General features: G+C 53.1%; 13 protein-coding genes. 9 read left to right on the forward strand and 4 right to left on the reverse strand.

Annotated elements, in window-relative coordinates:
• Nucleotides 1–6 precede the first annotated feature (6 nt).
• Nucleotides 7–819, forward strand: coding sequence for a Cof-type HAD-IIB family hydrolase (locus WFK85_RS02470; RefSeq protein WP_166995447.1), 813 nt, complete (start codon nucleotides 7–9; stop codon nucleotides 817–819).
• 17 nt (nucleotides 820–836) lie between these two features.
• Nucleotides 837–1277 carry an acetyltransferase gene (locus tag WFK85_RS02475; RefSeq protein WP_166995445.1) on the forward strand — a complete coding sequence of 147 codons (441 nt, stop codon included), beginning with the start codon at nucleotides 837–839 and terminating at the stop codon, nucleotides 1275–1277.
• A gap of 60 nt (nucleotides 1278–1337) precedes the next feature.
• Here the strand turns inward: WFK85_RS02475 and WFK85_RS02480 are convergent, their stop codons facing one another.
• The 3 genes from WFK85_RS02480 to mntR form a co-directional block, all read right to left on the reverse strand.
• A complete protein-coding gene (locus WFK85_RS02480) occupies nucleotides 1338–2381 on the reverse strand; it encodes an aldo/keto reductase (protein WP_336708556.1) in 1044 nt (347 codons plus the stop codon).
• 123 nt (nucleotides 2382–2504) lie between these two features.
• The gene (locus WFK85_RS02485; RefSeq protein WP_336708557.1) at nucleotides 2505–3617 is read right to left on the reverse strand and encodes an SLC13 family permease; all 1113 of its coding nucleotides are present in this window, start codon (nucleotides 3615–3617) and stop codon (nucleotides 2505–2507) included.
• A gap of 2 nt (nucleotides 3618–3619) precedes the next feature.
• Nucleotides 3620–4087, reverse strand: coding sequence for a manganese-binding transcriptional regulator MntR (gene mntR / locus WFK85_RS02490; protein ID WP_008461034.1), 468 nt, complete (start codon nucleotides 4085–4087; stop codon nucleotides 3620–3622).
• Nucleotides 4088–4277: 190 nt separating this feature from the next.
• Here mntR and mntS point away from each other — a divergent pair, with 190 nt between their 5' ends.
• Together mntS and WFK85_RS02500 are read left to right on the forward strand one after the other, a co-directional pair.
• A complete protein-coding gene (gene mntS, locus WFK85_RS02495) occupies nucleotides 4278–4406 on the forward strand; it encodes a manganase accumulation protein MntS (protein WP_008461033.1) in 129 nt (42 codons plus the stop codon).
• Nucleotides 4407–4727: 321 nt separating this feature from the next.
• Nucleotides 4728–6311 (forward strand): sulfatase-like hydrolase/transferase, encoded by a 1584-nt coding sequence (locus WFK85_RS02500; protein WP_166995441.1) that lies wholly within the window; start codon nucleotides 4728–4730, stop codon nucleotides 6309–6311.
• A gap of 70 nt (nucleotides 6312–6381) precedes the next feature.
• Here WFK85_RS02500 and ompX read toward each other — a convergent pair whose 3' ends face one another.
• Entirely contained in the window at nucleotides 6382–6891 is a 510-nt protein-coding gene (ompX, locus tag WFK85_RS02505) for an outer membrane protein OmpX (protein ID WP_008461031.1), read from the reverse strand.
• Between the two features lie 371 nt (nucleotides 6892–7262).
• Between ompX and rhtA the strand changes: the two genes are divergently transcribed.
• From rhtA to glnQ, 5 genes are all read left to right on the forward strand, one after another.
• Nucleotides 7263–8150 (forward strand): threonine/homoserine exporter RhtA, encoded by an 888-nt coding sequence (gene rhtA / locus WFK85_RS02510; protein ID WP_336708559.1) that lies wholly within the window; start codon nucleotides 7263–7265, stop codon nucleotides 8148–8150.
• Nucleotides 8151–8459: 309 nt separating this feature from the next.
• Complete coding sequence (gene dps, locus WFK85_RS02515; protein WP_039301421.1) at nucleotides 8460–8963, forward strand: DNA starvation/stationary phase protection protein Dps; 504 nt, start codon at nucleotides 8460–8462, stop codon at nucleotides 8961–8963.
• A 361-nt stretch (nucleotides 8964–9324) separates the two neighbouring features.
• Complete coding sequence (glnH, locus tag WFK85_RS02520; protein ID WP_008461028.1) at nucleotides 9325–10071, forward strand: glutamine ABC transporter substrate-binding protein GlnH; 747 nt, start codon at nucleotides 9325–9327, stop codon at nucleotides 10069–10071.
• A 127-nt stretch (nucleotides 10072–10198) separates the two neighbouring features.
• On the forward strand, nucleotides 10199–10858 hold the full coding sequence (gene glnP, locus WFK85_RS02525) for a glutamine ABC transporter permease GlnP (protein WP_008461026.1): 660 nt from the start codon (nucleotides 10199–10201) through the stop codon (nucleotides 10856–10858).
• Nucleotides 10855–11577, forward strand: a complete 723-nt coding sequence (glnQ, locus tag WFK85_RS02530; protein WP_008461025.1) for a glutamine ABC transporter ATP-binding protein GlnQ — start codon at nucleotides 10855–10857, stop codon at nucleotides 11575–11577. Before glnP ends, glnQ begins: the two co-directional genes overlap by 4 nt.
• Nucleotides 11578–11606: the final 29 nt, after the last annotated feature.

Consider the following 11606-nt stretch of genomic DNA (forward strand, 5'->3'; position numbering starts at 1 on the left):
AGTTCAATGAGCATCAAACTGATTGCAGTAGACATGGACGGCACTTTTCTTAATGATGAAAAAACCTACAACCGCGAACGCTTTGCCGCGCAATATCAGCAGATGAAAGAGCAAGGCATCCGCTTTGTGGTGGCCAGCGGGAACCAGTATTTTCAGCTTATCTCCTTCTTCCCGGAGATTGCCCACGAGATCTCTTTTGTCGCCGATAACGGCGGCTGGGTGGTCAGCGAAGGCGAAGATCTGTTCAACGGCGAGCTGACCAGACAAGAGTTCAACACGGTGGTCGATCACCTGCTGACCCTGCCGCACGTGGAGATCATCGCCTGCGGCAAGCATAACGGTTATACCCTCAACGGCTATAGTGACGATTTTAAAGCGCTGGCGGCGAAGTACTATCACCGCCTTGAGCACGTGGAAAACTTCTCCGGCCTCGACGACGTGTTCTTCAAGTTTGCCCTGAACCTGCCGGACAGCCAGCTCGATGAAACTATGGACGCCCTGGGCGCAGAGCTGGAAGGCATTATGGTGCCGGTCACCAGCGGGCACGGCTCTATCGACCTGATTATTCCGGGGATCCATAAGGCTAACGGCCTGCGAATCCTGCAGGAAAAATGGGGCATCCAGGACAGCGAAGTGGTGACCTTTGGCGACGGCGGCAACGACATCGAGATGCTGACTCAGGCGCAATACGGGTTTGCGATGGCCAACGCCCCGGACAAAATCAAACGCATTGCCAGCTACCAGGCAGGGCACTGCAATCAACAAGGCGTGCTGGATGTGATCGACAAGATCCTGAAGAAAGAAGCGCCGTTTAACTAACGACCTTTGGAACAAGAATGTTAACGATAAGACAAGCAAACCCGGCGGATTTTGATGCGCTGGCGGAAATCTGGGAAGCATCCGTTCGCGCCACGCATGACTTTTTACCTGAAGAAAATATCAGGGCGTTAAAGCCCCAGGTGCGCGAACTCTACATGCCACAGATCCCGATGCAGCTGGCAGCTGGCAAAACCGGTGAGCCTCTGGGCTTTATCGGCTGCCACGAAAATCGGATTGAAATGCTGTTTGTTTCGCCTGAAAGCCGTGGCATGGGCGTGGGCAAGCAGCTTCTGCACTATGCCATTGAACATTTGCAGGTCGATGAGGTAGATGTGAATGAGCAGAATCCGCAGGGCGTGGGCTTCTATCTGCATATGGGATTTGCCCGGACCGGGCGGTCTGAACTCGACGGTGAAGGGAATCCTTTCCCTTTGCTGCATTTGAAGCTGAAACGATAGCTTTATCGCATCGCTTGTTTTCCCCCTCTCCCTCCGGGAGAGGGCTAAATTATTCCCGATTTATGACTGATTCTTCAGCTGTTCCCGGCGATACTCACCCTGCCGCTCAAGCATCCAGCCCGGATATTCGCGCGGCAGCTCACTTACCGCATTCAGCCTGTCAAGCTCGTCCGCGCTAAGCTGAACCCCCGTCGCAGCGATATTATCCTCAAGCTGCTCAATGCGCTTCGCGCCCACGATGACCGTGGTCACTGCCTGCTGATGCAGCAGCCAGGCCAGCGCAATCTGCGCCACGGAAACGCCTTTGGCATCGGCGATATCACGCATCACATCCACGCAATCAAACGCGCGATCCCTGTTTACCGGTGGAAAATCAAACTCCAGGCGGCGGCTGCCGGTTTCGGCTTTCCCGTCGCGGTCGTACTTGCCGCTGAGCAGCCCGCCCGCGAGCGGACTCCACACCATCAGGCCGACGCCTTCACTTTGCATCATCGGCACCAGCTCTCGCTCCAGATCGCGCCCGGCAAGGGTGTAATAAGCCTGCAGAGAGGCAAAACGTGCCAGTCCCAGGCGTTCGGAAATCCCGAGTGCCTTCATGATTTGCCAGGCCGCCCAGTTGGAAACGCCTATGTAGCGAACCAGCCCCTGCTGTACCAGCGAATCCAGCGCCCGCAGCGTTTCCTCTATCGGCGTCGCGGGGTCAAAACCGTGCAGTTGGTACAGATCGATATAGTCGAGCTGCAGCCGCTGCAGGCTCTCTGTGACGCTATTTAGCAGATGAAAACGCGATGAACCTCGAGAGTTCGGCCCGGCGGTACCTGTTTCGCCGAATGCTTTGGTGGCCACCACCACATTCTCACGCGGCACATTAAGGTTTTTCAGCGCCTGGCCAGTGATGATTTCCGAACGCCCGCCGGAGTAAACATTGGCGGTATCAATAAAGTTAATCCCGGCCTCCAGCGCGCGTCCAACCAGCTTGTCGGCATCATTTTGCGCGAGCTGGCCTATTTTTCCCCATATACCGTCTTCACCACCAAAAGTCATGGTGCCCAGGCAAAGCTCTGAAACAAACAGGCCGGTATTTCCTAATTTTTTATAACGCATAGCGGTACCTCATGTTCAGGATTTCAGGAAGGAAGAGTGCGGACTGCCAGTTTTACGCGTCGCGCACGATTCTGGAATGGGGGATTTCTGCTCATTCCTTGCCTGTTTCTGCCTGAGTGGGCGCTAGCGTAAAAGCAGTAATAAGCCGTAGCCGACCAGCGCGGCCCAAAGCAACATAGGGAGAGAATAGAGATGGAACCGCCACCAGATCCGACGGTCGTTGGCCATACGAAGGGCAATCAAGTTCGCCAGCGAACCCGGCAACAGGCCAAAACCGCCGATATTGACCGCGAAGGCCAACAGCAGCGAAGCTGGCACATAGTTCAGCAGTAAAATGGTGGCAGGCACATTGCTGATGAATTGTGACAGCAAAATACCCAGGCCAAACAACTCGCCAGGAGAGAGTTGCGCCACGCCCTGAAGCGAGTGCTGCAGCACCGGAAGTTGGGTGATGAGGTGAACATCAATAAACATCACCATAAATACCACCAGCAGGCTCCAGTCGATACTGAGCAGCACTTTGCGCGCCAACCCCAGGAACCCAAGCGCAATCAGCCCCAGCCCCCAAAACTCAAGCTTAAGCTCCAGGGCCAGAATAAAGACGATGTAAAACGCCAGGCAGCACCAGACCAGCTTAGGCTGCCAGCGGCTGTCATTCACTTCGCCGTGGTAACGCAGCGGTTTTGGCTTGAAACAAAGCCACGCCAACACCAGCAAGCTGGCGGTCATTGCCAGCGCCAGCGGCATCATCTGCCAGGTGAAAGCGCCGAAAGAAAGCCCGGAATGCCCCCACAGTAAGATGTTCTGCGGGTTACCGACAGGCGTGAGCAAAGAGCCGGCGTTGACCGCCAGCGCCTCAAAAATAATCAGCTTACTGGCCGGCACCGAGCAGAGTTTTTTCAGCGTGATGGTGAGAGGCACAATGATGAACAGCGCGACATCGTTAGTCAGGAAGGTCGACAGTGCTGCCGCTGCCGTAACCATAAACAGCGCCAGCTGCCGCTCGTTGGCAAACCGCGCCACCATCTTGCGGCCCAGCACCTCGAAATAACCGCTCAGCTCGACGCCCTTGGTCAACATCATCAGCCCGGCCAGGGTAATAATGGTGTGCCAGTCTATGGCGGCGGGCCATAAAGCCGGGCGGAACGGCACCGCCAGGCTCAGGGCGACGCCGATTAACAACAATAAATGCAGGAATCGATCGCGCAGGAACGGCTGCGCAAGACGCAGCAGCATGTTTAACCGATGCCTCGCTCTGCGCTGAATTTGCGGAAAGCCTCCAGCGTCTCTTCGCTGACGTGGTGTTCCACACCTTCGGCATCAATACGCGCGGTCTCCGGGCTGATGCCCAGTGCGAGGAAGAAGTTTTCAACAATCTGGTGCCGTTCCCGGCTCTGCTGCGCCAGTTTTTCACCTTCCGGCGTTAAAAAGACGCCGCGCCATGGGATCTGCTCAATCAGCCCGACGGACGCCAGGCGTTTTAGCATCTTGGCAACCGTCGGCTGGGAAACGCCGAGCCGGGCCGCCATATCTACCTGGCGAACTTCACCCACTTCATGAATCAAATCCGAAATCAGCTCAACATAATCATCAATTAACTCGCGGCGGTGCGCCTCGCGTACCTGCCTGAAGCCCTCAACATGCTCTTCAATATTCGGTAATGGCGTCACTTTTTCGCTGTTCTTTTGCCCTGCCCGACGGCTCATAGTGCTTCCTCTTCCAGTGGCGCGGCGTCGTCATCTGACGACGGAAGGCTTTATTGTAAACCAGCATTGCTCATCCACAAAAAATTAACGAAATAGCCATGGCTATAAAATATAGCCTGTGCTATACCTGTATGTAATGCAGTCAGGCTTGTTTACGGAAAAACGGTCGCACGGCTAACAGGAGGACGCTATGAACGAATTTAAGAGGTGCATCAACGTGTTTACACAATCTCCCTTCCAGGTACGCTTAATGCTGCTGAACATGATTTGTGATTGGGTTGCCGGTAAACCCCAGCAGAAAGAAGAAAAACAACAATAACGCCAGGCCACGCCGCCTGGCGACTTTGTTCAGCGTTCCGCGTGAACGATCATCCTTTTGTCACAATTCCCCTGCAAAATCCCCGTTAATGGCTACTCTGGCCGAGCTTTAACCCCATCATTTGTCGGATTTGCAATCAGCTTCGCAAAACCTCGCTCTGTTATCAGTTGATATTCTTATCTTACGGCTCTATCTTCTTGCAGCCCTGCACATGAAGCGGCTCGCAGATGCGGTGCAATTCCCCTTCGTTTCCGTCTGTCAGGCAGGCTCTGCCCTTATCGCCAGGGTCACCGCATGGCGTTTTGCAAGACCATAATAAAGATGAATGTAACGGTTAAAGATACCCTGACTGCGCGCGGAATCGCGCTGAATCCGTGGGCAGGTTTCTATTTTCTGCAGTCTCTGCTGATAAACTTCGCGCTGGGCTATGCCTTCAGCCTGCTTTACGCCATTGCCTTTAGCTGCGTCCTTATGCTGCTGTGGCGCACCGCTCCCAGCGTCCAGAAAATCCTGCTTGGGCTTTGCAGCCTCGTGGCAGCCATGTACTTCCCGTTCGGCCAGGCCTACGGCTCGCCCAACTTCAATACTCTGCTGGCGCTGCATTCAACCAACTTTGAAGAATCCACGGAAATCATGACCATCTTCCCGTGGTACAGCTACGTGGTGTCTCTCTTTATTCTCGCCCTTGGGGTGATGGCGCTGCGCCGCAAACGTGAAGAAAAACGCGCCTGGGGTCATTTCGATAGCTTATGTCTCGCCGTCAGCGTGGTCTGTTTTTTTGTCACGCCGGTAACCAACCTAGCCTACGGCGGCGTGTTTAAATTTAAAGATACTGGCTACCCGGTGGTGCGCTTCGTGAAAGATGTCGTGGTCAACAACCACGAAGTTATCGAGGAGCAGGCGCGCATGAAAGAACTGTCGCAGCAAAAAGACTCCTGGAACGTAGTGTCGGTGCAGCCTAAATACCATACCTACGTCGTAGTGATTGGCGAGAGCGCCCGCCGCGATGCGCTGGGAGCCTTTGGCGGCCACTGGGACAACACGCCCTTTGCAAGCCAGGTCAAAGGCAATCTGTTTATGGACTACGTCTCCGCCAGCGGCTCAACGCAAAAATCGCTGGGGCTGACGCTGAACCGGGTCGTGGACGGCAAACCCCAGTATCAGGACAATTTTGTTACCCTGGCAAACCGCGCGGGCTTCCAGACCTGGTGGTTCTCAAACCAGGGCCAAATCGGCGAATACGATACCGCCATCGCCAGCATCGCCAAACGCGCTGACGAAGTGCAGTTTTTGAAAAATGGGGATTTTGAGGCGGATAAAAACACTCGCGATGAAGCTTTGTTAAAAATGACGGCCCAGGTGTTTGCTACTCAGCGCAACACGCCGCAGCTGATTGTGCTGCATTTGATGGGTTCGCACCCACAGGCCTGCGATCGCACTCAGGGGAAATACAAAGATTTTGTGCAATCTAAAGAGACATCCTGCTATCTCTACAGCATGACGCAAACCGACGACTTGCTAAAACAGCTTTATCTGCAGTTACAAAACACCGGGAACAGCTTCTCAATGGTCTATTTCTCCGACCACGGCCTGGCGTTCAAAGAGCGCGGCACCGACGTGCAATATCTGGCGCACGACGATAAGTTCCAGCAAAATTTCCAGGTGCCATTTATGGTGTTGTCGAGCGATGACACCGCGCACCGGCTAATCAAAGCACGCCGCAGCGCCAATGATTTCCTCAACTTCTTCTCTGCGTGGACGGGGATTAAGGCGAAAGAGCTTACGCCGAAGTACAAATTTATTTCCGAGCAAAAGGCCGGGCCCGTCTGGATAACCAACTTCAACCTGAAGAAAGTGGACTATACTCATCTGCAGACGGATATGTTTGAGACCAGGACACGTTAACTTTTGCCGGTTAACCGATAAAAAAATCCGCCACTTGGGCGGATTTTTTATTTCTATCCCGAAAGGGATATTAGAAGCGGTAGCCTACGCCAGCGATCCAGGTGCCAACGTCAACGCTACGAATACGGCTCTGCTCGTAGGAGAAGTCCAGAGCAACGTTTTCGATTGGGTTGAACTGCAGGCCAGCACCGTAGGAGAAGCCGTAGTCGCTAACGGAATCGTGAGCGCCTGGGAATTGAGTCGCCTGGAATTTACCGTAGCCAACACCCACTACACCGTAGATGCTTGCCCAGTCGTTGATGCGGTAAGCAGGACCAGCGGTGATGCCGTAGTACTGGCCTTTGGTGTACACGTCGTTAGAAGTGTCACTTTTCTGGGTGTAGGTGAAGGAGCCGATGTAGCCCAGCGGGGTATCATTTTCGTAGCGGTATTTCAGGTTGAAACCGCCAGCTTTGTTAGCAACGCCCTGCATATCGCTCTGAGCATAGCCACCGGTTACGGTGCTGGTTGCTGCAGATGCGGTACCTACGGAGACGGCCAGAACACAGGCCAGAGCTGAAAGACATGCAATTTTTTTCATAATATCCACCTCAAATGTGCTTCAAGTAAGTCCTAAGTTTTAAATATAACAAAACCATGACAGAAACTCTTCGCCAATTGTGTTGTCTAACGATCTTTTTCCTGTAACATAACATTTCCACTACATGCTAAATCACTAAAAAATCAGGAAAATACCGCTTCGCGACGGCAAATTTTAATCCCTTTAATAACATCGTCATTCAGATAATTCTGGAATTATTTTTGACACAAACTGACAAAAGCCCCCGGATCGTACTCCACGCCATGAGAATTTTTCTTAATGAAAGTTCAACCAGCCATAACTTAATCCTTTAGACTGGGCAGACTTTTATTTTCTTGACCAAACATAGACAAATACTGACAAGGTACAGGATGCCGCAAACCTTCCGTAATATGCCGCGCTGGCTACCGATCGTAGTTTTACTTATCGCCATGACCTCGATTCAAAGCGGCGCCTCGCTGGCGAAATCATTATTCCCGCTAATCGGTCCCCAGGGCGTCACTTCGCTGCGCCTGTTTTTAGGCACTCTTATTCTCGCGGTGATTTTTAAACCCTGGCGCCTGCGTTTTAAGCCAGAGCAACGCCTGCCTTTACTGTTTTATGGGCTGGCGCTGGGCAGCATGAATTACCTCTTTTATGTCTCTCTGCGCACGGTACCGCTGGGCATCGCGGTGGCGCTGGAGTTTACCGGGCCGCTTGCCGTGGCGCTTTTTGGCTCACGCCGTGCCGTGGACTTTATCTGGGTGGTGCTGGCGGTGGCCGGACTGTGGTTCCTGCTTCCCCTCGGCCAGGACATCTCCCAGGTAGATTTGACCGGTGCTGCCTGCGCCCTCGGGGCCGGTGCCTGCTGGGCTATCTACATTATTGCCGGGCAAAAAGCGGGCGCTGAGCACGGCCCCGCCACGGTCGCGTTTGGTTCTCTGATTGCTGCCATTATCTTTGTCCCCCTGGGCGCCTGGGAAGCCACCAGCTCGCTGCTGCAGTGGTCGCTGCTGCCCGTCGGCCTGGCCATTGCCGTGCTTTCCACGGCGCTGCCTTATTCGCTGGAGATGATTGCGTTAACCCGACTCCCTACCCGCACCTTTGGCACACTCATGAGCCTTGAGCCTGGCCTTGCGGCCCTGTCAGGTATGCTGTTCCTCGGGGAGCACCTGACCCTGGTACAATGGCTGGCTCTGCTCTCCATCATCGCAGCATCGGTGGGATCAACGCTGACCATGAAACGCGAAGCACAGATTAAAAACGTCGACATAAATTAATCTGTTGCCCTGCATTTAATGCGGTGATAATTGCCGCATTAAATGATGTATCCGTAATCAAGCACTTATATTCCCGTCAACTGTAATACTCAATAAGAATTATTTTCTTTTCGCCGTCATATTTATTCATGATTTTTGACATAAATTAAGAACACTCAATAACCAGCTGTTAAATAACAAATTAATCTTTTCCATTTTTCTCTTACTATCGGTTTGATAGGTATTACCCTCACCAGCAAAGTAAAAAAGTGGTGCTATACTTATCCCCGGTAATTCATTGGGACACCAACATCAAGAGGATGAAAGATTATGAGTACCGCTAAACTGGTAAAAACTAAATCTACAAACCTGCTATATACCCGCAATGATGTAAAAGACAGCGAGAAAAAAGCCACTATCGAGCTGCTGAATCGCCAGGTCGTCCAGTTCATCGACTTGTCGCTGATTACCAAGCAGGCTCACTGGAATATGCGCGGAGCTAACTTTATTGCCGTGCACGAAATGCTGGACGGCTTCCGTACGGCGCTGACCGAGCACCTGGACACCATGGCAGAACGTGCCGTGCAGCTTGGCGGCGTGGCGTTGGGCACCACTCAGGTGATCAACAGCAAAACTCCGCTGAAAAGCTATCCGCTGGACATTCACACCGTTCAGGAGCACCTGAAAGAGCTGGCCGATCGCTATGCCATCGTGGCGAACGATGTGCGTAAAGCCATTGGTGAAGCAAAAGACGAAGATACCGCAGATATTTTCACCGCCGCTTCCCGCGATCTGGACAAATTCCTGTGGTTCATTGAGTCCAATATCGAGTAACCAGAGCATTTTTCTATGGCTCCTCCTCCGCCCGGGGGCGGAGCCTGCACCAAAACAGCGCAGGCCATCGATTAATTGATAGCCCAAAGTTAATCAAATGTAATAATCACCTCACACAATCGTTAACGAATGATTGTTTTGTCCACTGATTTCGCGGTAAAACTAACCCCTACCCTGCCGGCTCATTTTGCGCACCAAAATGGTGCACCATAACGGTGCGTTATGACCTGCTTGCAACGCTCAATGTGCAATGTTAAATAATCACATCCTTGCAAAACAGTAAGTTGCAAATTTGGCACGATTCTTTCATGAGTCGCCGCTGACGCAGGGGATCGCCCCGTGGATTAACAAAGGAAATGCTATGAAGTCGATTTTGAAAGTTTCACTGGCTGCACTTACCCTGGCTTTCGCTGTATCTTCCCATGCCGCTGATAAAAAACTGGTCGTTGCGACCGACACCGCGTTCGTTCCTTTTGAATTTAAACAAGGCGATCAGTATGTCGGCTTTGACGTGGATCTGTGGGCGGCTATCGCCAAAGAATTGAAGCTGGACTATACCCTGAAGCCAATGGACTTCAGCGGCATCATCCCTGCCCTGCAAACCAAAAACGTGGACCTGGCACTGGCCGGGATCACCATCACTCCTGAGCGCGAAAAAGCGATCGACTTCTCCGACGGCTACTACAAAAGCGGCCTGCTGGTGATGGTCAAAGCCAATAACAACGACATCAAAAGCGTGAAAGATCTGGACGGTAAAGTGGTTGCTGTTAAAGGCGGCACCGGCTCCGTTGATTACGCAAAAGCTAACATCAAAACCAAAGACCTGCGTCAGTTCCCGAACATCGATAACGCCTACATGGAACTGGGCACCAACCGCGCTGACGCGGTTCTGCACGACACGCCAAACATCCTGTACTTCATCAAAACCGCCGGCAACGGTCAGTTCAAAGCGGTAGGTGAGTCTCTGGAAGCTCAGCAGTACGGTATCGCCCTGCCTAAAGGCAGCGACGAACTGCGCACCAAAATCAACGGCGCGCTGAAAACCCTGAAAGAGAACGGCACGTACAACGAAATCTACAAAAAATGGTTCGGTACCGAGCCTAAATAATAATTCTAAGTATGAGTAAGACCTGAGGGGCGCCTTTCGCCCCTCTTATTATTAAACGCCTCTCACGCTGCAAGGCCCCGGCCTGAAGCCCGAAGAGGTGAACCACGGTAGACAACAGGAACACATCATGCAGTTTGACTGGAGCGCCATTTGGCCTGCAATTCCCATCTTGTTTGAAGGCGCTAAGATGACCCTATGGATTTCTATCCTGGGTCTTTGCGGCGGTTTAGTAATTGGTTTAGTGGCGGGCTTTGCTCGTACCTACGGCGGCTGGATTGCCAACCACGTAGCGCTTGTTTTCATCGAAGTGATTCGCGGCACGCCAATTGTGGTGCAGGTGATGTTTATCTACTTCGCCCTGCCGATGGCCTTTACCGATCTGCGTATCGATCCGTTCAGCGCGGCGGTCGTCACCATCATGATCAACTCCGGAGCCTACATCGCGGAAATCACCCGTGGTGCTGTGCTCTCAATTCATAAAGGCTTCCAGGAAGCGGGCCTTGCGCTTGGGCTGTCAAAACGTGAAACCATCCGTCACGTGATTATGCCGCTGGCGCTGCGCCGTATGCTGCCGCCGCTGGGTAACCAGTGGATCATCAGCATCAAAGACACCTCGCTGTTCATCGTTATCGGTGTAGCAGAGCTGACTCGTCAGGGTCAGGAAATTATCGCCGGTAACTTCCGCGCGCTGGAGATTTGGAGCGCCGTTGCGGTCTTCTATCTGATTATTACCCTGGTGCTGAGCTTCGTGCTGCGTCGCCTTGAAAGAAGGATGAAAATCCTGTGATTGAATTTAAAAATGTCTCCAAGCACTTTGGCCAAACCCAGGTGCTGCACAACATTGACCTGAACATCAAACAGGGTGAAGTGGTGGTGATTATCGGGCCAAGCGGCTCCGGCAAATCAACCCTGCTGCGCTGCATCAACAAGCTGGAAGAGATCACCAGCGGCGACCTGATTGTTGACGGCCTGAAAGTGAACGATCCGAAGGTAGACGATCGCCTGATCCGTCAGGAAGCTGGCATGGTGTTCCAGCAGTTCTACCTGTTCCCGCACCTGACGGCGCTGGAAAACGTCGCCTTCGGCCCGATTCGCGTCCGCGGCATGAAAAAAGACGCCGCTGAGAAGCTGGCGAAAGAGCTGCTGGCGAAGGTTGGCCTGGCGGAACGCGCGCATCACTATCCGTCAGAGCTTTCTGGCGGCCAGCAGCAGCGTGTGGCTATTGCCCGTGCCCTTGCCGTAAAGCCGAAGATGATGCTGTTTGATGAACCAACGTCGGCCCTCGACCCGGAACTGCGTCATGAAGTGTTGAAAGTGATGCAGGACCTGGCCGAAGAAGGCATGACCATGGTGATCGTGACCCACGAAGTCGGCTTTGCCGCGAAAGTGGCTTCTCGCCTGATCTTTATCGACAAAGGTCGCGTGGCGGAAGACGGCAACCCACAAGAACTTATCGACAACCCGCCGAGCCCGCGTCTGCGCGAGTTTCTGCAGCACGTCGCATAACGCCTGACTCAGGGCGGCAAATTCCAGCC

Origin of the sequence: Cedecea sp. VD22 (genome assembly GCF_037150195.1) — a bacterium.
In the GTDB taxonomy this organism is placed as follows: Bacteria; Pseudomonadota; Gammaproteobacteria; order Enterobacterales; family Enterobacteriaceae; genus Cedecea.

What these genes read in the sequence shown, in the direction of transcription:
- dps (WP_039301421.1), top strand. Translation starts at nt 8,460, where the DNA reads ATGAGTACCGCTAAACTGGTAAAAACTAAATCTACAAACCTGCTATAT.
- ompX (WP_008461031.1), bottom strand. Translation starts at nt 6,891, where the DNA reads ATGAAAAAAATTGCATGTCTTTCAGCTCTGGCCTGTGTTCTGGCCGTC.
- WFK85_RS02470 (WP_166995447.1), top strand. Translation starts at nt 7, where the DNA reads ATGAGCATCAAACTGATTGCAGTAGACATGGACGGCACTTTTCTTAAT.
- glnP (WP_008461026.1), top strand. Translation starts at nt 10,199, where the DNA reads ATGCAGTTTGACTGGAGCGCCATTTGGCCTGCAATTCCCATCTTGTTT.
- WFK85_RS02485 (WP_336708557.1), bottom strand. Translation starts at nt 3,617, where the DNA reads ATGCTGCTGCGTCTTGCGCAGCCGTTCCTGCGCGATCGATTCCTGCAT.
- glnH (WP_008461028.1), top strand. Translation starts at nt 9,325, where the DNA reads ATGAAGTCGATTTTGAAAGTTTCACTGGCTGCACTTACCCTGGCTTTC.
- WFK85_RS02475 (WP_166995445.1), top strand. Translation starts at nt 837, where the DNA reads ATGTTAACGATAAGACAAGCAAACCCGGCGGATTTTGATGCGCTGGCG.
- WFK85_RS02500 (WP_166995441.1), top strand. Translation starts at nt 4,728, where the DNA reads ATGAATGTAACGGTTAAAGATACCCTGACTGCGCGCGGAATCGCGCTG.
- mntR (WP_008461034.1), bottom strand. Translation starts at nt 4,087, where the DNA reads ATGAGCCGTCGGGCAGGGCAAAAGAACAGCGAAAAAGTGACGCCATTA.
- rhtA (WP_336708559.1), top strand. Translation starts at nt 7,263, where the DNA reads ATGCCGCAAACCTTCCGTAATATGCCGCGCTGGCTACCGATCGTAGTT.
- mntS (WP_008461033.1), top strand. Translation starts at nt 4,278, where the DNA reads ATGAACGAATTTAAGAGGTGCATCAACGTGTTTACACAATCTCCCTTC.
- WFK85_RS02480 (WP_336708556.1), bottom strand. Translation starts at nt 2,381, where the DNA reads ATGCGTTATAAAAAATTAGGAAATACCGGCCTGTTTGTTTCAGAGCTT.